Origin of the sequence: Kaistella soli (assembly GCF_019038595.1) — a bacterium.
GTDB classification, from domain to species: domain Bacteria; phylum Bacteroidota; class Bacteroidia; order Flavobacteriales; family Weeksellaceae; genus Kaistella; species Kaistella soli.
The window spans coordinates 141,005-163,935 of record NZ_JAHOPF010000004.1 but is presented as its reverse complement, the minus strand read 5'-3'; the positions used below and the strand labels follow the sequence as shown (position 1 = coordinate 163,935).

The 22,931-nt window shown below is 39.0% G+C and carries 19 protein-coding genes; 13 read left to right on the top strand and 6 right to left on the bottom strand.

Annotated elements, in window-relative coordinates:
- Positions 1-54: 54 nt before the first annotated feature.
- The 10 genes from KSK37_RS08820 (at position 55) to KSK37_RS08775 (ending at position 11,170) form a co-directional block, all read left to right on the top strand.
- The gene (locus tag KSK37_RS08820; RefSeq protein WP_217200930.1) at positions 55-1,566 is read left to right on the top strand and encodes a TlpA family protein disulfide reductase; all 1,512 of its coding nucleotides are present in this window, start codon (positions 55-57) and stop codon (positions 1,564-1,566) included.
- A gap of 76 nt (positions 1,567-1,642) precedes the next feature.
- Positions 1,643-1,945 (top strand): hypothetical protein, encoded by a 303-nt coding sequence (locus KSK37_RS08815; protein ID WP_217200928.1) that lies wholly within the window; start codon positions 1,643-1,645, stop codon positions 1,943-1,945.
- A gap of 121 nt (positions 1,946-2,066) precedes the next feature.
- Entirely contained in the window at positions 2,067-3,476 is a 1,410-nt protein-coding gene (gene rlmD, locus KSK37_RS08810; protein WP_217200926.1) for a 23S rRNA (uracil(1939)-C(5))-methyltransferase RlmD, read from the top strand.
- 13 nt (positions 3,477-3,489) lie between these two features.
- A complete protein-coding gene (locus KSK37_RS08805; RefSeq protein WP_088358758.1) occupies positions 3,490-3,969 on the top strand; it encodes a DUF6452 family protein in 480 nt (159 codons plus the stop codon).
- Complete coding sequence (locus tag KSK37_RS08800) at positions 3,935-4,594, top strand: DUF6048 family protein (RefSeq protein ID WP_217200924.1); 660 nt, start codon at positions 3,935-3,937, stop codon at positions 4,592-4,594. The genes KSK37_RS08805 and KSK37_RS08800 overlap by 35 nt, the downstream gene beginning before the upstream one ends.
- A 250-nt stretch (positions 4,595-4,844) precedes the next feature.
- Positions 4,845-7,763 carry a reprolysin-like metallopeptidase gene (locus tag KSK37_RS08795; RefSeq protein ID WP_217200922.1) on the top strand — a complete coding sequence of 973 codons (2,919 nt, stop codon included), beginning with the start codon at positions 4,845-4,847 and terminating at the stop codon, positions 7,761-7,763.
- A 342-nt stretch (positions 7,764-8,105) separates the two neighbouring features.
- Positions 8,106-8,897: a hypothetical protein gene (locus KSK37_RS08790; RefSeq protein ID WP_088358755.1), complete on the top strand. Its 792-nt coding sequence runs from the start codon at positions 8,106-8,108 to the stop codon at positions 8,895-8,897.
- Between the two features lie 82 nt (positions 8,898-8,979).
- Positions 8,980-9,747 carry a DUF6759 domain-containing protein gene (locus tag KSK37_RS08785; protein WP_217200920.1) on the top strand — a complete coding sequence of 256 codons (768 nt, stop codon included), beginning with the start codon at positions 8,980-8,982 and terminating at the stop codon, positions 9,745-9,747.
- Positions 9,748-9,828: 81 nt separating this feature from the next.
- On the top strand, positions 9,829-10,506 hold the full coding sequence (gene trmB, locus KSK37_RS08780) for a tRNA (guanosine(46)-N7)-methyltransferase TrmB (protein WP_088358754.1): 678 nt from the start codon (positions 9,829-9,831) through the stop codon (positions 10,504-10,506).
- A gap of 16 nt (positions 10,507-10,522) precedes the next feature.
- Complete coding sequence (locus KSK37_RS08775) at positions 10,523-11,170, top strand: DUF6759 domain-containing protein (RefSeq protein ID WP_088358753.1); 648 nt, start codon at positions 10,523-10,525, stop codon at positions 11,168-11,170.
- Positions 11,171-11,355: 185 nt separating this feature from the next.
- Here KSK37_RS08775 and rpsB read toward each other — a convergent pair whose 3' ends face one another.
- The 4 genes from rpsB to KSK37_RS08755 all read right to left on the bottom strand — a co-directional run bounded on the left by rpsB (position 11,356) and on the right by KSK37_RS08755 (position 13,657).
- Positions 11,356-12,123 carry a 30S ribosomal protein S2 gene (gene rpsB / locus KSK37_RS08770; RefSeq protein ID WP_088358752.1) on the bottom strand — a complete coding sequence of 256 codons (768 nt, stop codon included), beginning with the start codon at positions 12,121-12,123 and terminating at the stop codon, positions 11,356-11,358.
- A gap of 182 nt (positions 12,124-12,305) precedes the next feature.
- Positions 12,306-12,692, bottom strand: coding sequence for a 30S ribosomal protein S9 (gene rpsI, locus KSK37_RS08765; protein WP_088358751.1), 387 nt, complete (start codon positions 12,690-12,692; stop codon positions 12,306-12,308).
- 5 nt (positions 12,693-12,697) lie between these two features.
- Entirely contained in the window at positions 12,698-13,153 is a 456-nt protein-coding gene (gene rplM / locus KSK37_RS08760) for a 50S ribosomal protein L13 (RefSeq protein WP_027376676.1), read from the bottom strand.
- A gap of 171 nt (positions 13,154-13,324) precedes the next feature.
- Positions 13,325-13,657, bottom strand: a complete 333-nt coding sequence (locus KSK37_RS08755; protein ID WP_217200918.1) for a hypothetical protein — start codon at positions 13,655-13,657, stop codon at positions 13,325-13,327.
- A gap of 227 nt (positions 13,658-13,884) precedes the next feature.
- Between KSK37_RS08755 and KSK37_RS08750 the strand changes: the two genes are divergently transcribed.
- The gene (locus KSK37_RS08750; RefSeq protein ID WP_217200917.1) at positions 13,885-17,247 is read left to right on the top strand and encodes a methylmalonyl-CoA mutase family protein; all 3,363 of its coding nucleotides are present in this window, start codon (positions 13,885-13,887) and stop codon (positions 17,245-17,247) included.
- Between the two features lie 94 nt (positions 17,248-17,341).
- Entirely contained in the window at positions 17,342-18,472 is a 1,131-nt protein-coding gene (locus KSK37_RS08745; RefSeq protein ID WP_217200915.1) for a serine hydrolase domain-containing protein, read from the top strand.
- Between the two features lie 2 nt (positions 18,473-18,474).
- On the opposite strand, the gene KSK37_RS08740 is transcribed toward KSK37_RS08745, so the two are convergent.
- Complete coding sequence (locus KSK37_RS08740; protein ID WP_088358745.1) at positions 18,475-19,404, bottom strand: MBL fold metallo-hydrolase; 930 nt, start codon at positions 19,402-19,404, stop codon at positions 18,475-18,477.
- Positions 19,405-19,535: 131 nt separating this feature from the next.
- Between KSK37_RS08740 and KSK37_RS08735 the strand changes: the two genes are divergently transcribed.
- Positions 19,536-20,129, top strand: coding sequence for an outer membrane beta-barrel protein (locus tag KSK37_RS08735; RefSeq protein WP_217200913.1), 594 nt, complete (start codon positions 19,536-19,538; stop codon positions 20,127-20,129).
- A 53-nt stretch (positions 20,130-20,182) separates the two neighbouring features.
- Here KSK37_RS08735 and KSK37_RS08730 read toward each other — a convergent pair whose 3' ends face one another.
- Entirely contained in the window at positions 20,183-22,915 is a 2,733-nt protein-coding gene (locus KSK37_RS08730; protein ID WP_217200912.1) for a M16 family metallopeptidase, read from the bottom strand.
- Positions 22,916-22,931 lie beyond the last annotated feature (16 nt).

Here is a 22,931-nt window from a genome sequence, read left to right as displayed (position 1 = left end):
ATTTTATAGATGAAGAAATTAAAAATGCAAAAATTTATACACAATCAAAAAAACATGAGTAAATATTTTTTATTGTTGATGTTCGCTTTCGCAGCAATGTCATGTTCAAAAAAAGTAGAAGTAAAAGGTAATTTCGCAGGTGGTTCGCCACTGGAAAGAATCGAATTCGTAGAAGCTTCCGGCGTTGCAACCCTTCCTTTAGTGAATATGGGAGTAGATGCAAAAGGAAGTTTTTCCGGGAGTTTCGAAGCTCCGAAAAACGGGATGTACATTATGTCTTATGCAGGAAAAACTGCAATGATTTATCTTAAGCGCGGTCAGGAATTGAACATTTCTGGGCAGGCTGCAAATTTCCCTAATCAGTTTACCATCACTGGAGACGCGAAAAACAACAACGATTTCCTTTTAGAAGTTCAGAAATTCATTCAGAATTACGCTTCGAAAATTAATGTTGGAGAACTGGTGACTAAAAACGAAGACGCTTTCTTAAAAGATATTGAAAGAATTAAAAAAGACATTGAAGGGAATATAGATTCCTCTGCAAAGAAAACTTCTGCTGACAGTGAAGTAGTGCAGTTTAAGAAAGACGAGCTTGCAGCAAGTGTTCTGGGACTGATGAATCAGTATGAGGTGAATCACCCGCAGGCAACGCAAAATCCTAACTACAAAGTTTCTAAAAACTTTAAAGATGCGGAAGCCAAACTTGATGCAAACAGTGAAAGAATGCTGAAAAGTCAGCCAATCTACAGAAATTATCTGTTAGGAAAACTAAGCCAGGAATTTCAGACTTTTGCGACTGCTAACAGAAAAACAGGAAATGAAATTTCATCTGAAGTGTTTTCTCAGTTTTTAGATACCAAAAAAGACATGTCTCAGATCACTAAAGATTATCTTTTGGCTTTCGTACTGTCCAGCGGCGATATCGCTCCGGGAATGACGAAAGAGAATTCAGATAAAATTTCTAAAATCATTAAGGAGAAAATTAAGGATTCTGAAATTAAGAAAGATCTTGAAAGAATTCAGTTCGTTATCGCAGGTCCTAAAGTTGGTGATGCAATAAGCTCGGCAAAACTGATCAAAGCGGACGGAAGCGATTTCAAATTCGGAACAGGAAAACCGACATTAGTAATGTTCTACGCTTCGTGGAATCCTTATATTGCCGAAGGTACAGTTCCGGTTCTGAGAGAAGTGGTGAATTTTTATAAATCGAAAATGGATTTCACATTCGTGAATTTCGATGACACCAAAGATCAGTTCGTAAAAACAAGCAATGCAATGCTGAAAGGAATTCCCGGGAATAATGTTTACGGTGAAGGCGGAATGAATTCGCAGATTGCCAAAGATTTGGGAATTTATGGTTTTAAACTTCCATCTTTCGTGGTTCTGGATAAAGACGGTAAAATCGCAAGCCGGTTTTTCTACAATCTGGGAGATCCGGAAATTGTAACCGTTTTGGATAAACTTTCAGGATTAAAAGCACCAACTGTACAGCCGGAAGCTCATTTGCAGAATGATTTGCTTGCACCGCAGCCTGCTCCTCAGCCACAAGCTGCACCGACAAAATAAATCATCAGAATCATCATATCATTCCTGCCGGATTTTTTCGGCAGGAATTTTTTTTATATTTGATTAAATTTGAAAGATGAAAAACGATTTACTCATTTCCAGAAACATTCTTTTTCCTGTAGCCGTGTTCGGTTTGATTTTTACGGTTTGTACCATAAACATTGATCTTACTTCTTTCGGTCTTCCGCTTGAAGCTGGAAAAATACTGACATACATAGCACTATTATGCAATTTTATAACTGTGATTGTTTTAATTGTAGATGTTTTCAAGAACAATCTCTCCACAAAATATCTTTGGACCTTAGGGTTTCTGTTTTCCGGGTGCATTGGAGGAGTGTATTATTTACTGAAGCGCGACAGTTTTTTGTCCAAAGCATAAATTAATAGTTTACACCAATAGATATTCTTTTTAATAATTTGAAGGGATTCAATTCTACTGAAGCGATTTATCGCTTCTTTTTTATTTTAAAACTGTACTTTTGTGGTCATTAAAAGTTTCAATGAGAAAGAAAAACAAAAATATCGTTTTAGAGAATATAAAATTAATTTCAGCAGGCGCAAAAGGTGTTGCAGTGGGCAAAACTGATGACGGCAAAACCGTTTTGGTTTCCGGAGCAGTACCCGGCGATGTGGTCAATGCCCGCGTGAAAAAATCGAAATCGAAATATTTCGAGGCGGAAGCTGTTGAAATCGTGGAGAAATCACCGTACAGAGTAGAGCCGAAGTGTATTCATTTCGGGGTTTGTGGCGGTTGTAAATGGCAGAATCTTTCCTATGAAATGCAGCTGAACTTTAAACAGGACGAAGTTTACAATCATATCAAAAGAATTGGCGGTATTGAAGATTTCGAAACCCTTCCGATTCTTGGAAGTGAAGAGCAGTATTTTTACCGTAACAAAATGGAATTTTCCTTTTCCAATGCGCGTTGGCTGACCCAGTATGAAATCAGTTCCGAAGAAAATTTTGGAAACCGTGATGCGCTTGGTTTTCATATTCCCGGGATGTGGAGTAAGATTTTAGATCTGAAGGAATGTTGGCTTCAGGAAGATCCTTCCAATTCCATCAGGCTTGCCGTAAAAAAGTATGCAGTCGCAAACGGACTTGAGTTTTTTGACGTTAGAGAACAGACCGGTTTTTTACGGACTTTAATGATGAGACAGAATTCCAAAGGAGAATGGATGGTTCTCTTCCAGCTTTTCCGCGACGAAAAAGAAAACCGTGAGAAGTTATTCGACTTTTTATTAGGTGAATTCCCGCAGATCAAAACTTTAGTGTACTGTATCAATTCAAAACAGAACGATTCAATTTATGATCAGCATGTGGTAACCTATTTTGGTGACGGATTTTTAATGGAGGAAATGGATGGTTTGAAATTTAAAATCGGACCAAAATCATTCTTTCAGACTAATTATAAGCAGGCTTTGGAGTTATACAGAAAAACCTTGGAATTCGCAGATCTGAAAGGCCATGAAGTCGTTTACGACTTATATACCGGAACAGGAACGATTGCACAATATGTTGCAAGAAATGCAAAACAGGTGATTGGTATTGAGTCGGTTCAGGAGGCGATTAATGCGGCAAAAGAACATGCAGCGCTCAATGGTTTGTCGAACTGTACATTCTATTGCGGGGATATGAAAGATGTCTTTAATGATGAATTTTTAGCAAATCATCCCAAGGCAGATGTTTTAATTACCGATCCGCCGCGCGACGGAATGCATCAGAAAGTAGTGGAGCAAATCCTGAAGCTTTCTCCTGAAAAGATCGTTTATGTGAGCTGTAACTCGGCAACACAGGCAAGAGATATGGCTTTGATGAAAGAACATTACCGTTTGGTGAAAATACTTCCGGTGGATATGTTCCCGCAAACACATCATGTCGAAAATATTGCGCTGTTGATTAAGATTTAATTAAATTTGATTCATGAAGTTTCTGAAAATTTTTCTGGTTTCTCTGTTTTTGATTTCGCTCTTTTCGTGCGGAAGCGATGATGATATCTGTATCAGCGGAGAAGCCACTCCCAGAATGAAACTGAAATTTAAAACCAAAGCAACGGGGAAAATCAAAACCATGGATTCGCTTTTTGTGAATGTAGATTACGGAAACGGTCCTGTTCCGGTGATTGCAGCGAAAACAAAAACCGATTCTGTGTTTATTCCTTTAAGAGTTGATGATGTTCCGTTTACTAAAATTTATGTAGGTATCTCAAAAGCTGCTGTCACTTCAGAAGTAAAAATAAATTATACCACAAAATCCCAATATGTTTCGCCCGCTTGCGGAATCAAGAAGATTTATGAAAACGTAAATGCGGTATTGGAAGTGCCGAATCCCGTTGTAGAGGTAGAACAAAATCAAACCCAAATCACAGATGAATCCAAAACTCATTTTTTCCTTCTTTTTTAGTTTTCTTTTTTTTGCCGCTTTTGCTCAGAAAGATCAGGATACTTTAAAAACAAAATGGAAGTATGAACCTAATTTTATGGTGGGTTTTGATGTCCTGAATGCAGGAATAGGCGCTTTTTCGGACCGGAAGCTTTTTCAGGGATTTGTGTCTTCACGGGTTACCAAAAACATTCATGCGGTTGCTGATGTGGGTTTCGAGAAAAATATTTACCAAAAAAACGGTTACGACGCTGCAGTAAACGGGCCTTTTCTTAAAGTAGGTGCTTTCTACATGTTGGCAAACGATAAAGAAAATCCGATGAACGGATTTTATGCCGGCGGAAAAGTCGCCGGTTCATTCTATAATCAGGAATATCGGGCGGTTCCTGTTCGGGGTTTTGGCGGCAGTGATACTTCTGTGGCTTTTCCTGCCTCTTCTCAAAGTTCTTACTGGCTGGAGGCTGCCGTTGGCGGGCGGATGCAGCTTTTCGAATCCCCTTTCTATATCGACGTCAACGTACAGCCAAGATATTTGCTGTTTTCGACAACTCAGGATGATATCAAACCGATGATTGTTCCGGGCTTCGGCAAAAGCTCAGCAAAATTCAATGTGGGTTTCTCGTGGAATATCGCATATTCATTTTAAATTCAGGAAATCATCTGATAATAATTTAGTCGTAAATTTTCTTTAAAAATTCGGCGCCTAAATTCTTAATTTCTATTTTATAATTGGTTAATTTTAAGAAAAAGCTATTTTGTTTTGTGAATATCGTAGTGATATGTGAGTAATTTTGTCAAATATCTTTTGAATTAAGAAAAATTATATGGTTTTTATTTTGACAGTGCAAAAAAAAAAATTACTTTTGAACAAATTAATTTTAAAATAAATTAAACTTATGAAGAGAATTTTTACCTCTTTACTTTGTGGTTTGATGTCAACAGCTGCACTTGCTCAGTGGAGTCCGACATCAATGCAGGGTGAGAAAATCCGTCCGGCGTCAAACGTCACGAGTTATTATTCATTAGATCTTAATGCAATGAGATCTAAGCTTGCCAATGCGCAGGAAACAGGAAGAAATGCTGTTGCAGTTGAAATTAAATTACCAACACTTAACGGAAAAATCGAAAGATTCGCTGTTTACAGCGCACCGGTAGTGGTTAAATCTATTGCTGAAAGACATCAGCTGGGTTCTTATGTAGGTGTTGGGATTGATGATCCTACCGCTTATGTAAGATTCAGTGTCGCTCCAAACGATTTCCAGTCGATGATGCTGAGAAATGGTGTTTATGAGTTTATTGAAGCACAGAATACAACTAAAACAGTTTACGGCGTTCATCCGAAAACCAATAAAACTGAAGCAGATAAAGCTTTTATATGTTCTACAAGTGAAGCTCCTTTAACAAAGCAGCAGATCGACAAGTTATATATGTCTGGTAAATCTTTTACCAATAACCCGACGGATTTTAACAGATCCTCAGATCAAAAGTACAGAACAATGCGTTTGGCAATGTCTGTTAACGGAGAATACACAACCTATTTTGGTGGAGTTCCACAAGCTTTAGCGGCAATTAATGCAACCTTAACCCGTTGTAATTTTGTTTTCGAGAAGGATTTTGCACTTCATTTAATTCTTCAGGATTTCCCTGCATTAATTTATACCAATCCTACAACAGATCCATATACTACGTTATCAAACTGGAATCTTGAGTTACAAAATACCTTAACTAATACCATTGGTAGTGCAGCTTATGATATCGGACATATGTTTGGTGCATCAGGCGGCGGTGGAAATGCAGGTTGTATTGGTTGCGTTTGCGTTGATCCAACGAGTTCAACCAGCAAAGCAAAAGGTTCAGGTATAACTTCTCCTGCGGATGGAATTCCAATGGGGGATAACTTTGACATTGATTATGTAGCTCACGAAATGGGTCACCAATTAGGTGGAAACCACACATTTTCTATGAGTCTTGAAGGTACAGGAGCTAATATGGAGCCAGGTTCAGGATCATCAATTATGGGTTATGCCGGAATTACTGGTGCTACTGATGTTCAGCCTCACTCTGATGCTTATTTTCACTATTTCAGTATTTTCCAGGTTCAGACTAATTTAGCAAGTAAGACCTGTGATACCGAAACTGCTGTTTCTAACACACCACCGGTAATTACGCCAATGGCAGATGTTACGATTCCTAAAAGTACTGCGTTCGTGCTTACTGCACAGGCTACAGATGCTGAAGGTGATCCTTTAACTTACACTTGGGAACAGGTAGATGCTGCTACTACAGCTACTACAATTGGAAGTTTAGGAACATTAACAAACGGACCTTCGTTCAGATCTTTGAATCCTACTTCTAATCCAACAAGATACTTCCCTAAACTAAGTACAGTATTGGCAGGAAATCTTAAAAATAATGCTGATTGGGAAGCTGTTTCTACGGTTGCGAGAGCTTCTAACTTTAGAGTTACAGTAAGAGATAACAACGCGGATGTAACTAAACAGCAGACACAGAGTGCTTTACAGAAAGTAACGGTAAGTGCAAACGGACCATTCAAAATTACTTCTACTAAAGTGTACAACAATGCTCCGGGACCATTAACCTGGGATGTTGTTGGAACCAACGCTGCCCCTTTCAACGTAGCTAACGTAAAAGTTGATTACACAACTGATAACGGAGCTAACTGGACAGTTTTAGCAGCTTCTACACCAAATGACGGTACTGAAGATTTCAGTTTTGCTTCCTTGCCTACCAATACTGCACTGAAAGTAAGAATTTCGGCGATCGGTAACGTGTTTTATGCAATAGCGCCGGTAACTGTTTCTGCAATTGTTCCATGTGATGGAACAGCGCCTGCAGGTTTTGCTGTATCTGGTATTACTACCGCATCGGCTAATGTTTCTTGGGATCCAATCGCAGGAGCTACTTATATTGTAAGATATAAAAAAGCTACAGATGCAACCTGGACAGAAGTACCGGTTACTACAAATACCTATACCATTCCTAATTTAGATGAAGGTACTGCTTATAACGTTCAGGTGGCTGCTGTGTGTACAGGAACTACAGGTACTTATACCGCGGTGACGAACTTTACTACTTCAATGTTGGCTTATTGTACGCTTACTGCTACTAACGCGAACGATGAGTATATTTCTAACGTAACAATTACTGCAGAAGGTGCTGCAGGAGTAAACAGTACTTCAGGTGCTTCTACTTATACCAATTATTCTACAGATCCTACAAGATTGGTTAATTTAGCAAAAAACACTACCAATAACACGATAACAGTTACCAAAAAATGGACTGGTACTCAGTACAACGAGGCAATTACCGTATGGATCGACTTCAATCGTAACGGTACTTACGATGCGGACGAAATAGTAATGTCTACTTCTGCGGATAAAATCAATCCGGTTTCTGATATTTTCAGCGTTCCTGCATCTGCTTACTCAGGTGACAAAACTGTAGGAATGAGAGTAGCTTTAAGATTCAGCACTCCTCAAACTTCTCCATGTGGTACTTATACCTACGGTGAGGTTGAAGATTATGCAGTGAAAATTTCTCCGACTCTTGGGGTAAATGATAATGTAAAAGCTAATGCGATTCAGGTGTATCCAAACCCTGCTATTGATTTGCTGAACATTACTAAAGTTTCTGACAAAGCAACTTATACGATCTTCAATATGGCTGGTCAGGCTGTATCTAAAGGTAAAGTATCTAATAATAAAGTACAGGTTTCTCAGTTAGAGAAAGGTGTTTACATGATCGCTGTAGATAATGGCGGTGAAGTAAGCCAGGTGAAGTTTATCAAAAAATAACCCAACCTTCTGAACTCTTAATCCCCGGAATACCACCGGGGATTTTTTTTGCCCCAACTTGTGATTACGGAATGACTTATTCAGGTCTTAAAGTTGTAAGGATAGCTTCCTTACCGTCAAATTTGGGTCATGAACCTAAAGCTTTCGGTTGGTTATCGAAATCATCCATCTCATGACCAACATTAAAGCTAAAAACCTTCAGTGATTGAGTAAAAAGTTTTAATTTCGGGATTGAAAAGATAAACATTAACACCTTTTTGTTAATATTTAACCAAACTTTAACCGTCTGCGTGAGGCAGTTATTATTATCTGAAGGAAATTTCAGTTATTTTTGTCCTCTATATGAAAAGATTTTTTCTGCTCGCCACATTCTTTATTTTAACGCAGGCTAAGGCTCAGTTTTTTTCCGGGGAAATTATTATCAGAGACAATTCTGTATATTACCTCAATCAGGTTTATGTGACCAACCTTACCTCTCAGAGTACGGTTTATACCGATTATTTTGGTGCTTTTAAGATCCCTGCGAAACCTGGCGACGTCATCCGGTTCACTTCAATTGTTACCGACAGGAAAGATGTTACGGTAAGCGCAGATGACCTGCAGAACCCCAGTAATTTCGTAGAACTGAAGATTGCCTATTACGATATTCAGGAAGTGGTGATCAGCAAATTTAAACCTACCGGAAATTTAAGAAAAGATGTAAGTTCATTAAAGACAGGCGAAAAAACACTTGCACTGCAGAAAATGATTGGTCTTCCGGCTCCGAAAGGGGATGGCACTTCGCCGCAGCTTCCTGTTGCAGGCTTATCCGGCGGCGGGCTTACTTTCAGTTTGGAGAGTATCTACGACATCCTTTCGGGCGAAAGGAAAAAGAAGGAAAGGGCGAACCAGTATGAAAAAATGAACGCTACAGTAACGGGAATCCGGAATTATTACGGAACGGAGTACTTTACCAATTTAAAAATTCCTGCAAACTTCATCGATAATTTCCTGCAGTTTATTTATACTTCGGAAAATTTATATCCTTACATTCAGAATAATAATTATGAAGCAGTGGCAGTATACATCGAGAAATATCTTCCCATTTACCAGCGCCGCCTTAAAAATTCACATTTAACAGATAACGTAAAATAAATTTATTTATCTTTGATTCTCTGCATGTTATCCTTGTTTTAAAGTGGGGTTGCAGGAATTAATTATTCTTAAATTTATTGGAATGAGCACTCTTAAAAATGCTTTGTATTTCATATGTCTTTGTCTTTGCTGCAACTTTCCGGCACAGCAGAAAGGTAAGGATTATTCAAATATTCTGCGCAGCACCAATATTTATGAAATCGATGCTTTTCTGCGTACAGCCCACCCTGATGAGCCCAAAAGATCGGTACTGAAACCCAGACTGATCAAAATGCTTAAAGAATATATACAGAACGCACATCCTGCAGATCAGCGGGTAAAAGACTTTCAGGAAAAATTAGCACTGCTGCGCCGAAAACCTTCCACACGGATCAGTTTTGAGGAAATGAACGAAATTATTAAACAGAAACAGATTGCAAAATTTAAAGAAGAGCTTCAAACAAAAGGTAAAACGTATGTCACCAAATCTTACGGAACTGCAGCGGGTAACTCCAACGTCTCAGGACCAAAAATTGCTGACAATCCGGAGGAAGAAGAGTTTAAGCTCCTAATGTCTGTAAATCCTGTGGAGCATAAAAACAATACGGTGAAAATCCTCAATTCGCTCTTCGATAATGATCCCAACAGCAAGGAAAGTATTGTAATGATTGAAAATAAATCAGACTGCAACATCATCATGAGAATAGAAGGTGTTGGCAATACAAAATACCGTCTTGCGATACCGGCACGGGCAGATAATACCATTGTGGTAGCGAAAGGTGATTATCTTTTCTCCAGCCTGCTTTGTGGTGCGCAGTACGCTTCACAGAAGACCGTGCAGAAAGCAATAATGGTTGCGCTGGGCGAATAGCAGCTTCAATAATTTTAATTTAAAAAAAATATTCACTAAGTGTACAATTTTAATTAATTTTGCACGTTTTTGATTAGAGAAATGGGTAAAAATAAACTGGCAAGATTTGCCGAAAACAAGACACTTCCGAATGTATTTCAGCCAACGAGAGAAGAGGCACTCGACAATTATCACTTAAAAGGAAAATGGAGATCCGAAGTCTTTAAAAACCAAAACCCTATTGTTTTAGAATTGGGTTGCGGAAAAGGAGAGTACTCTGTAGGACTGGCGAAATCTTTTCCTGAAAAAAACTTTATCGGTATTGATATTAAAGGCGCCAGATTTTGGTTCGGTGCAAAGGAGGCTGCAGAAAAAAACCTGGATAATGTAGCTTTCCTGAGAACACAGATCGAGCTGGTTGACTGTTTTTTTGATAAAGATGAAGTGGATGAGATTTGGATTACCTTCCCCGATCCCCAGATAAAATACCGAAGAACAAAACACAGAATGACTCATCCGGAATTTCTGGACCGTTACCGGAAGATTCTGAAAAAAGACGGAATTATTCATTTAAAAACCGATTCAGAATTTCTGCATGGTTATACTTTGGGATTGCTTCAGGGGCAAGGCCACGAGATACTTTCTGCCCATCACGACATTTACGGAGCGCCGGAATACGAACCGGGAACTCCGCTTTTAAGAGAAATAAAAACTTATTACGAGGGATTATTCTCAGCGAAAGGCAAAACGATTACCTATATTAAATTTAAAATCAAGTAATTACTGTTTTTTATTAATGAAAAAAACATTTCTTATGCTCGCGGCAGTAAGCTGCGTTTCCCTCGCTGCGCAAAAAGATAACAGGGATATCTTAAAAAGTACAAACATTAAAGAAATTGAAAGCTTCCTGAAGATGGCTCATCCAGATGATCCAAGACGGAGCGTTCTGAAGCCCAGATTAGCCACTCTCAGAAATTCGCCCGTACAGGGTTCGAAATTTGAAAAAACGGCTTATATTCCGTCTAAATCTTCTTCCAATGCTGTTCCCTCGGGCTTCGGTAATGGAAAAGATAATGAGGAAGCGGAAGAGTACAGAAGACTGATGTCTGAAAATTCAGGTGCTCACAAAGAAAAAACAGTAAAGCTGCTCAATCAGCTGTTTGATAATGATGTCGCAAATAAAGACGCCATTCTGTTGGTACAGAATAATCTGGATTGTAACATGATTATTAGAATTAAAGGAAAGGAATCCTATAACCTTGCGGTTCCTGCACGCGGAGAAAACTCTGTGGTTCTGAAAAAAGGGGAGTATCTGCTTACCGGCAATGCCTGCGACGGAAAATATTCTTCATCAAAAAGTATCGGCAAGAATATGCTGGTTACACTGAATAATAATTCATCGCCAAGGAACTATTCAAAGACGGTGGCAGGAGCTTCCAATTAATGCGTGATTTAAACTGAAGCTATCGCAGAAGTTATAAAAAAAATAAAACCGGAACGTCAGTGGCGCTCCGGTTTTTTTATACGGATACATTCAGGATTTAGTTGAAAGCATTATTTAATTAAAATTTGAAACAAAAAAAGGTTCAGAAATTTTCTGAACCTTTTTTCTATAGCTAAGATAAAATCTTATTCTGCAGCTGCATCGAAATCTGCATCAGCATCAGCTGATACTTTTTCTCCTTCTTCTTTAGATTTTTCTTTGTCTGCTTTTCTTTGAGATAATCCGTCTTTGATAGAACCCGAAACTACGCTAAGGATCATATCGATAGATTTAGAAGCATCATCATTTCCTGGAATAACGAAATCTACTTTTCTTGGATCTGAGTTCGTATCAACGATAGCGAATACAGGAATACCCAATTTTTTAGCTTCAGTTACTGCGATGTGTTCTTTCATAATATCAACAACAAAAATTGCTGAAGGAAGACGTACCATGTCAGAGATTGAACCTAAGTTTTTCTCAAGATTAGCACGCTGACGGTCAACCTGAAGTCTTTCTTTTTTAGATAAAGTTTCGAAAGTTCCGTCTTTCTTCATTTTATCAATGTGGTTCATTTTCTTAACAGCTTTACGGATCGTAACAAAGTTTGTTAACATTCCGCCTGGCCATCTTTCAGTAATATAAGGCATATTAAGTTCAGCTGCATATTTTGCAACTACTTCTTTCGCTTGTTTCTTTGTAGCCACGAAAAGAACTTTTTTGCCTGCAGAAGTAATTTTTTCCAAAGCGCTGCACGCTTCGTCCAATTTTACAGCTGTTTTATGTAAGTCTACAATGTGAATACCGTTTTTCTCCATGAAAATGTATGGAGCCATATTTGGATTCCACTTTCTGGTCATGTGACCGAAGTGTACACCTGCCTCTAAAAGGTCTTTAACATTTGCTTTTGCCATGTCGCTTTTTTGTTTTTAGTTTACGTTCCGCTTTTTCGCAATCAACTTTTCTTTAGATGGGAGAAGAGTTTGGGTGCTAAACTAAACGGGGCATTTTGATTAGATAATAGAGCCAAGAACCGGGAACCAAGATTTCTGAAAAACATCCTGAATCCTGCGTCTCGTGTCTTGAATCTTTTGAATTAACGTTTTGAGAACTGGAATCTCTTTCTTGCTTTCTTCTGACCTGGTTTCTTTCTCTCCACCATTCTTGCATCTCTTGTAAGCAAACCGTGTGGCTTAAGCAATAATCTGAATTCTTCGTTGATTTCGCACATTGCTCTTGAAAGACCTAATCTGATCGCTTCAGCCTGACCTGTAATTCCGCCTCCGAAAACGTTCACTGTTACGTCATACTGACCTACAGTTTCTGTCAACAAAAATGGCTGATTGATTTTGTAAACCAATACATCAGTACCAAAATAGTCTTTAGAATCCTTTTTGTTAATCGTGATTACACCAGAACCTGGTCTCACGTAAACTCTTGCAACAGAAGTTTTTCTTCTTCCGATTTTATGAACTATTGACATATTAATTATTTGAATTCGTTAATATTAATAACTTTTGGCTGTTGAGCTTCATGTTTGTGTTCAGTTCCTTCATATAAATAAAGGTTGCTGAATAACTGAGATCCCAATCTGTTTTTTGGAAGCATACCTTTTACAGATTTTTCCAATACTTTTAAAGAATCTTTTTTCTGAAGTTCAAGAGCAGTCATTGACTTTTGACCTCCTGGATACCCAGTATGCCAAATGTAAGTCTTGTCAGCCCACTTGTTCCCGGAAAGGGTTACTTTCCCAGCATTCAAAACGATTACGTTGTCTCCGCAGTCTGCGTGAGGCGTAAAATTCGTTTTGTGCTTTCCTCTCAAAATCTTTGCAACCTTAGAAGCTAGTCTTCCTAACGGTTGTCCTTCAGCGTCTACCACAACCCATTCTTTATTAGCGGTAGCTTTGTTAGCTGAAACGGTTTTGTAACTTAATGTATTCACACTTTTTCGTTTACGGTTAAACATAATTTTCCCCTAAAAAGGGTGTGCAAAGGTAAAGATTTTTTTTGAAAGAGAAAATATTTTAAGAAAGATTATGGTAAGGATCTGAATCTGACGTTTTTATTTATGATTTTTAAATCATTAAAAGCATGAAATCAAATCTAATTTTTGCTATTTTCTTAAAGATTTAGAGCTTTTGAAACTCGCAAGCAGATAGTAAGCGACAAAAACCATCGCAAATTTAATAACAGAAGGCACCGCTTTCTCCAAATCAAAGAGGAAAATTCCTATAACAACCAGAACCGCCATTCCGATAAAAGAAGTTCCCAACTTCTGAGGTAAGGTAAATTTCTCATCATCAAGAAAATAAGCCATTCCCCATGCAGCACCGAAAGCAAAACCATAATACAGATCCAGCGCCCAACCCTGACTTCCCAAAAAAAAATAATTCAGAAGAAAACTAATCAAGGTTCCGGCTAAAAAATAGATAATCGCGCGCTGCATAAAATTTTATTTCCGCAAAAATAAAGATTAAAAATTTGAAACCAACTTATTTATATAGAGTAACACATAAGTTTTAATGATTTTCTCCATAATTTATAAAGGCTGCGAAAAAAGTGGGGTTCTTCTGCAAACTCTGATTTATTTAATCCCTTATCAATCATAGGTATATAAGCGTATTTTTATTTTTTAAGAATTGATTATATTTGAAAACTATCGAAAATTCAATTATGGAAACCCAAAAATATTCTCCAAAAAACAAAATCCGTATCGTTACCGCCGCCGCATTATTCGACGGACACGATGCTGCAATCAATATCATGCGCCGCGTCATCCAGGGAACTGGTGTAGAAGTCATTCACCTCGGACACGACAAATCTGCTGAAGAAGTGGTGAACTGCGCGGTGCAGGAAGACGCCAATGCAATTGCTTTAACCTCTTATCAGGGCGGTCACAACGAGTATTTCAAATACATTTATGATCTTTTAAAGGAGAAAAATGCTTCGCACATCAAAATTTTTGGCGGCGGCGGCGGTGTAATCCTTCCCGAGGAAATCAAAGATTTGATGGATTACGGCGTAACGAGAATTTATTCTCCTGATGACGGCCGCGAGCTTGGTCTGCAGGGGATGATTGACGACTTGGTAAACAAATCAGATTATGCAACCGGTGAAAATATCAGCGTTGCAGATTTGGACAAAATCAGTTTTGAAGATTCAAAATCTATCGCTGAAGTGATTTCTGCTGTTGAAAACTTTTCCGAAACAAAGCCAGATTTAGTAAAAGAAATCGATGAAAGAGCGAAAGATTCCACCATTCCGATCATCGGGATTACCGGAACCGGCGGTGCAGGAAAATCTTCATTAACGGACGAACTGGTAAGAAGATTTATCCGTTCCAATCCGGAAAAGAAAATTGCGATCATTTCTATCGATCCTTCCAAGAAAAAAACAGGCGGTGCGCTTTTGGGCGACAGAATCCGTATGAATTCTATCAACGATCCCCGTGTTTATATGCGTTCGATGGCAACGCGTGAGAACAATGTTTCGGTTTCTCCGCACATTCATTCCGCGTTAAATATTTTAAAAATTGCAAAACCCGATGTCATTGTTCTGGAAACTTCCGGAATTGGTCAGTCAGGTTCCGAAATTACCGATATTGCTGATGTTTCAATGTACGTTATGACTCCGGAATATGGCGCGTCAACGCAGCTGGAGAAAATCGATATGCTCGATTATGCAGATTTGGTAGCTTTAAATAAATCCGACAAACGGGGCGCTTTGGACGCTTTGCAGGCGGTAAAAAAACAGTTTCAGAGAAATCATCTGCTGTTCGAGCAGCCTTTGGAAGAAATGCCGGTTTACTCGACGAAAGCAAGCCAGTTCAACGATTGGGGAACGACTGAACTTTATAATGAATTAATTAAAAAAGTAAATGAAAAGTTCGACGGATTAAATCTGAGCGGATATATCGAGCAGAATGTTTCCGAGGAAACCACCATTATTCCACCGAAAAGAGTGCGTTATCTGTCGGAAATCGTGGAAACCAACCGCGCTTATGATAAAGAAGTGGTTGATCAGGCTCTGACTGCGCAAAAATTATATCAGCTTCAGGGGGCAAAAAATATTCTGGAAGACGATGCAAATTCACAGCAGATCATCGAAAAAAGATACGAGAGCATTAAAAAAGATCTCAGTCACGAAAATCTTGAATTTCTTAATGGTTGGCACAGTTTCAAATTGAGACACGAAGCCGATGAATATATATATCTTGTTCGCGGAAAGGAAATAAAAGTGCAGACTAAATCGGAATCTCTTTCCCATTTACAGATTCCAAAAATATCTTTACCTAAATTTCAGGATTGGGGCGATTTGATCAGATGGAAAGGTCAGGAAAATGTTCCGGGTGCATTTCCGTTCACTGCGGGAATTTACCCTTTTAAAAGAACCGGTGAAGACCCGACAAGAATGTTTGCCGGTGAAGGCGGACCGGAAAGAACTAACAGAAGATTCCATTATGTTTCGGCAGATATGGACGCGAAAAGACTTTCTACTGCTTTCGATTCCGTAACGCTTTACGGTCAGGATCCAGCGTTTCCACCCGATATTTACGGGAAAATCGGTAATGCCGGAGTTTCTATTGCCACTTTGGATGATGCCAAAAAACTCTATTCAGGTTTTGATTTGGTTAATGCGATGACTTCAGTTTCGATGACGATTAACGGTCCGGCGCCAATGCTGCTTGCATTTTTCATGAATGCCGCCATCGATCAGAACTGTGAGAAATATATCGCAGAAAATAATCTTTGGGATAAAGTAGAAGCTGCTTTAAAACAGAAATTTGATGATAAAGGACTTCACCGTCCGACTTACAGCGGAGAACTTCCGCCTTCCAATAATGGTTTAGGTTTAAAATTGCTCGGTTTGACGGGTGATGAAATTCTTGATGCTGATGTTTACGCAAAAATTAAAGCGGAAACCATCGCGACAGTCCGCGGAACCGTTCAGGCAGATATTTTAAAAGAAGACCAGGCGCAGAACACCTGTATTTTCTCCACGGAATTTGCTTTGAGGCTGATGGGCGATGTACAGGAATATTTCATCAAAGAAAAAGTGAGAAACTTCTATTCGGTTTCTATTTCCGGATATCATATTGCGGAAGCCGGCGCTAATCCGATCTCCCAACTCGCATTTACGCTTGCAAACGGTTTCACTTATGTGGAATATTACCTGTCAAGAGGAATGGATATCAACGATTTCGCTCCGAATTTATCCTTCTTTTTCTCGAACGGAATTGATCCGGAATATGCGGTAATCGGTCGTGTAGCGAGAAGAATCTGGGCAAAAGCAATGCGTGAAAAATACAATGCCAACGAAAGAAGCCAGATGCTGAAATACCACATTCAGACTTCCGGCCGTTCGCTTCACGCTCAGGAAATCGATTTTAATGATATCAGAACTTCGCTTCAGGCTTTGTATGCGATCTATGATAACTGTAACTCGCTTCACACCAATGCTTATGACGAAGCGATTACTACACCAACGGAAGAGTCTGTAAGAAGAGCGATGGCCATTCAGCTGATTATTAATAAAGAATTAGGATTGGCGAAAAACGAGAATCCTTTGCAAGGTTCATTTATTATTGAAGAACTGACGGATTTGGTTGAAGAAGCAGTTTATGCGGAATTCGACAGAATCACCGAAAGAGGCGGAGTTCTCGGCGCCATGGAAACCATGTATCAGCGTTCCAAAATTCAGGAAGAATCCATGCATTACGAATGGCTGAAACATACCGGCGAATATCCGATCATCGGCGTAAATACTTTCCTCGGAAAAGACGGTTCACCAACAGTTTTACCGGGCGAAGTCATCCGTTCAACAGAAGAGGAAAAACAGCTGCAGATCAAAAACCTTGAGAATTACCAGAATGCAAACGAAGCAAACACCGAAAATGCTTTAAAACAGCTTCAGCACGGTGCTATTAATCAGGAAAATCTTTTTGAACTGATGATGGATGCGGTGAAATACTGTTCTTTGGGACAAATCACGAATGCCTTGTTTGAAGTTGGCGGAATGTACAGGAGAAATATGTAAGGTCCAATATTATTTTATATTTAAAAACCGTGTTAAAGTTGATACTTGACACGGTTTTTGCTTTCCATAGAATTCTATAAATGAAACTTTAAATATGCTGTCAAAAATTTACTCCAATTATTTCCTTTTTCTCTTCTTCATTTTAATTTCGTGTAAATCTGAACCCGCAAAAATCGCGGATGACTCAGTCACGCGAAATGCAATTATCGACAGCACCATTACCGCCTTGCAGAAAAAATTACTTGCGCAGCAGATCGATTCCGTGTTTTCTAAAACGAAATTCAACGGAAGTATTTCTATCGTACAGAACGGCGAAAAATTATATGAAAGGGAAAATGGACTTGAAGATTTTAAAACTAAAGCAAAACTTGACAGCAATTCGGTTTTCGCGATTGGTTCGGTAAGCAAGCAGTTTACGGCCGTGATGATTTTAATGCTGGAAGATCAGGGAAAGCTTAATACTAATAATAAAGTCTCCAAATTTTTGCCCGAATTTCAAAATAAACAGTTTGAAAGCATTGCTGTTCATCAGCTATTGAATCACACTTCCGGAATCAGCGATCTGGGAAACGGTCTTCATTCAAAACCGGGGAAGGTATTTAATTATTCCAACAAAGGTTACCGGTTTTTAGGGGAAATTATCGAGAAAGCTTCGGGGAAATCTTATGAGGAAAACGCAAAAGAACTTTTCGGTAAAGCTGGAATGCTTCATTCTTCCACGGCTAATGTTTTTAACGGAAATCATTTTGCCGGAGCTTATCTGGGAAATTCTTCCCGCTTTGAAAGAATTGAAAATATGCCGAAACGGCTTGCTAATAAAGAAATTTCAGTCGCTGCTGGCGGAGTGTTATCCACTGTGAATGATTTGCACCGATGGAATGCTTCATTATACAGCGGGAAAATCCTAAAACCGGAAACGCTGAAGAAATTTTTGCAGAAGTCGTCAGAAAATCATCATGCGATTTTAGGCAAAGTGGGTTACGGATACGGGATTATGATTAACGAAAGGAAACCGCCGTCCTATTTCCACAGCGGTTATGTGAAAGGTTCGCCGTCACTGAATATTTATTATCCCGAAACAAAAACTTCCGTAGTAATCCTTTCGAATATTGCTGATGAGAGCAAAGGGAAAAACGGTTTTTTTGTTCCGCACAAAGAAGTGAAAAAAGTGACTGAAATTATTGAAAATGCAGTGACTGATCTTCGAAAAGAAATGATAAAATAAGTTTAACCGCCTAAAGTTTTTCTCAGCTCATCCAAAAATCCTGCAAAACGTTCCGGCGTAGTTCTGTTGGCAAATCCCGGAATGAAAGTATGTTCTTTTAACAGCAGTTCGGTTGTTTTACCCTCAGTAATCGCTTTTAGAACAAACTCGTTCGAAGCTTCCAGAAAATCTGCCATTTCTTTTAAATTGGATTTATTTCCTGTAGTGAGTTCCGGTTTGTTGGCGTGACCGAAAATAAAAACCGTATCATCATCAAAGGTTTTTTGCGCTTTTTCCAGGACTTTAATCCAATTTCTGGAATCTGAACCGTCGGCAGTACGGTAAACGGGAATCATGTTATTGAACATCAAATCTCCCATGTGAACCACATTGTCATTTTCAAAATGATACATCACGTCGCCAAAAGTATGTCCGTTACCGAAATGATAACCGGTTACTTTTTCATTTCCCAGATCCATTTTATATTCCTTTTCGAAGAGCAATGTAGCATATCGCTGTTCGCCGAGTTTGTTGCTTTTTTCCGCAGCCTTCCTCTGAAGTTCGGGAACTCGGTTGTGAGCAAGAATTTTGGTCTCCGGATCTTTAAAAGCGATGTTTCCGGAAGTATGATCACCGTGATGATGCGTGCTACAGAGATAAAGTACAGGTTTCCCTTTAACAGAAATTCCGTCTAAAACAGGCTGAACGGAATCGGGAAACTGAGAATCGATGATAATGAAACCGTCTTTCGTTTCAAAAATTCCTACGGTTCCGCCTTTGTTCGTGTATCTGCTGACATTTCCCCGGACTTTGGAGAGATTTCCTGCATTTAAAATTAAAGGATCAAAAACAGTTCTGTTAGAAACAGATGAGGTACAGCTCAGCAAACCTGGCGCAAAAGCCAGACCTAAACCTGCGGTAAATGTGGTGGCGAGAAATTCTTTACGGTTCATATGAAAGAAGATTTATAAAAATTCCACAGGAATTAAATCCGTGAATTTAAAATTACAAAAAATCTGAGACATTGCGAATTGTCTTTCTTTCTTGAAAAATAATTCTATTTTTGCCGCAAAAAATAAAATAAATGAATAAAATTTTACTTACGGTAGCTGTATTATCAGCTTCAGTTTTTAATGCGCAAAAGTTTGAAGCAGGAATAAAAATCGGTTATGTAAATTCCACTTTAGATTTTACTGTGGATGGACAAAAACAGCCGGTAGATGCTAAAAACAGTGTGTACATGACTGTTCCCCTCGAATATCACGCTCATAAAAACCTTTCTCTGTTTGCAGAGCTGGGGATGGCGGGTCTTGGCGGCGAGAATTTAATCATGGAAAATGGCGAGAGAAGCCGTCTGCATCTTACCACGGTTTATTTTCCGGTAGGTCTTAAAATTTATCCTGTGGAAAGATTTGCACTTGTAGGTGCTTACAATTTTGGATTCGTGACCAATGCTTTAGGAAAGGAAAACGGAAAAGATGTTGATTTTGAAGACCTGCACAATGGAAACAGTTCTTTTTCTTTCGGTACTGAATATAAATTTAAAAAAGGATTTGCGGCAGAAGTGAAATATAATATCGGAACGAGCAATATCACAAATACTATTCCCGGAGCTGTGATGAAAAATAATTTTCTGCAGATTGGATTAGGTTATTATTTTGATAATGAAAGATTTTAATTCCATAAAAAAAGCCGGAGCATTTAAGTTCCGGCTTTTTAATGTTATAGTTTTTACTTCTTGTTGAAATCTCCTGCATACACAGAAGTTACTTTATCAAGGCTCACATATTTCTTAAGCGCTGCATTTACTTCATCCAGTTTCAGTGCCTGAATTTTGGCATTTAAAGCATCATATTCATCCAGTGAAACTCCGTACTGAAGCTTCTTGTTTACCAGGCTGATTAACGTATTGTCCATACCCAGACTGGTCTGCTGAATGTTGGCGTAGCTTTTCTTGTTAGAAACCAGTTCATCCGCAGTGAAACCGTCTTTCAAAGCTTTGGCAACTTCTTCTTTCCAGGCGGCTTCCACTGCATCTCTTTTGGTTGGATTTAAGAAAGCGTAATAATTCCATGATGCTACATCATTGGTAATAGGGATGCTGAGGTAAGACCCAACACCGTAGCTGATTCCTTCTTTTTCGCGGAGCCTCATCGGAAGTCTTGCGGAAAGAAAACCGCCGCTTCCAAGAATCTCATTGGCCAATACCAAAGCTGCATAATCTGAGCTTTTCTGATCCATTTTGAATTTGCCGGTTCCAAAGGCCACCGCATTTTCTTTATCAGGAGTAATGAAGTTTTTATCCGTTTTTTTGGTTTCAAAATAAGTAGGTTTTACCTCGGTGTATTTCGATTTTGCTGTGAATTTCCCGAAAGTTTTCTCCAGAGAATTTGTAGCAGTTTTTTCGTCGATATTTCCTAAAACTGTTCCCAAACCGTTATTCGCGCCCATGATATTCTCATAGAATGTCAAAATCTGTTCACGGGTTACCTTTTTATTGTTGTCGATTTCTTCCTGTAAAGTTGGGGTGTAGAAAACGCTTTCTTTCGGATACGGATTCGCAAGTCTCTGAAGTTCATTGTTTGCAATAGCCTGTGGATCTTTTTGCTGACCTTCCAGATAAGTATTGGTTTCAGCGATCATTTTGGTGATCTCGTTCTGCGGGAAAGTGGCATTGGCTAAAATATCCTGCAGGATATCCATGACTTCAGGGAAATTATTTTTATAGGTATTGACACTGATCATGAAATTCTGCCCGGAAGTCCTGAAATTCAGTGAAGAATTCAGCTGATCAAGCCGGTCCTGAATCTGTTCTTTTGATTTTGTTTTTGTTCCCGCATTCAGTAAGGCAGCGGTTAAAGAAGCGATGGAAGCTTTTCCGGCTAAATCGCTTTCATTACCGATAAGCAGTTTGAAGTTGGCAGTAATTTTATCACCTTTCAGTTCTTTGTTCACCAAAGCATATTTCATGCCGTTGGAAAGAACCCCTTCTTTTAAATTTTTCTTAAGATTGGCGATACTGGCTTCGAAAGGTGCTGCTTCTTTTTCGAGTGCTTTTCCTTTATAGTCTTTCGTTAAACTCGCAATTTGAGCAGGGCTGAACTCTGAAGGTTTCACCCGCTGTTCGTCTTTTGAAGGATTGAAAATGCCTACCGTTCTGTTGTTGCTTTTAAAGTATTTTTGAGCCACTCTGTTAAGGTCCGCCAGCGTAAGGTTTTCTACATTGTCCCGATAAAGAAATGCCAGTTTATATCCGCCGGCTCCTACGGTTTCAGTATAACCAATTGCTTTATTGATGGTATTGTTCTTGGTGTTTTCAATCTGTTTTATGAGTTTGGCTTTTGCTCTTGCCAAATCCTGTGCGGTATAAGTCGTGGTCGCGATTTTGTCGAGTTCGGTTCTTACCAGGTTTTTAGCGGTTTCAAGATCTTTGTCTTTCGGAACATCAAAATGAAAATAAAGCACACCCGCATCACGCACCGTTGGCGAAAATGCCCATAAACTGGAAACCTTTTGGGTTTCGACTAAACTTTTGTACAGATACCCCGAAGGATTGGCGGTTAAAACTTCAGTTAAAGCATCTAATGCGGCATAATCTTTATCCGCATAGGCTGCGGTGTGATAAGCAGCTGACACTATTTTACTGTCTCCCGCTCTTTTCACCTCAATGAATTTTTCTCCATCCTGAGCGGGTTCTACCGTGTAGGTTCCACCCAGTTCCCGTGTTGGTTTCTGAAGCGGTGCAAAATATTCTGCAGCATACTTCAGCGCGTTGGCTTCATCAAATTTTCCTGCAATAACGAGTGTTGCATTATCGGGCTGATAATACTTTTCATAGAATTTTCTCAAAGCAGGAGCCTTTACTCTTTCAATATCTTCTTTGCTGCCGATGGTGCTGTTGCCGTAATTATGCCATAAGTAAGCGGTAGAAAATACTTTCTCCATAAGAACTCCCGTCGGATCATTTTCGCCAATTTCAAATTCATTTCTTACCACCGAAAATTCTTTGTCGAGATCGCTCTGTAAAATCGTTGCATTAATCATCCGGTCTGCTTCCATCATAAGAGCCCATTTAAGATTTTCATCATTGGAAGGGAAAATTTCGTAGTAATTGGTCCGGTCGTACCAGGTCGTTCCGTTTGCAGCACCGCCTTTATCGGAAAGCTGTTTCTTAATGTCTCCCAAATTTTTGGTGCTTTTAAAAAGCATGTGTTCCAGCAGGTGCGCCATTCCTTTTTCTCCGTAACCTTCGTCTTTGGAACCTACGTTATAAATAATATTTACAACCATATTGCTTTGGGAAGGGTCGGGCAGCAGCAAAATTTTCATTCCGTTGTTTAAAGAGTATTCTTTAGTTCCTTCAATGTTTGAAATGAATTTCGGCGACTCTGCCTTTTGTGCCAACGCAGAATTTGTAACAGACAGTGCTGTCACCAGACTTAAACTTAATAATAATTTTCTCATGTTAATATTGAATTGG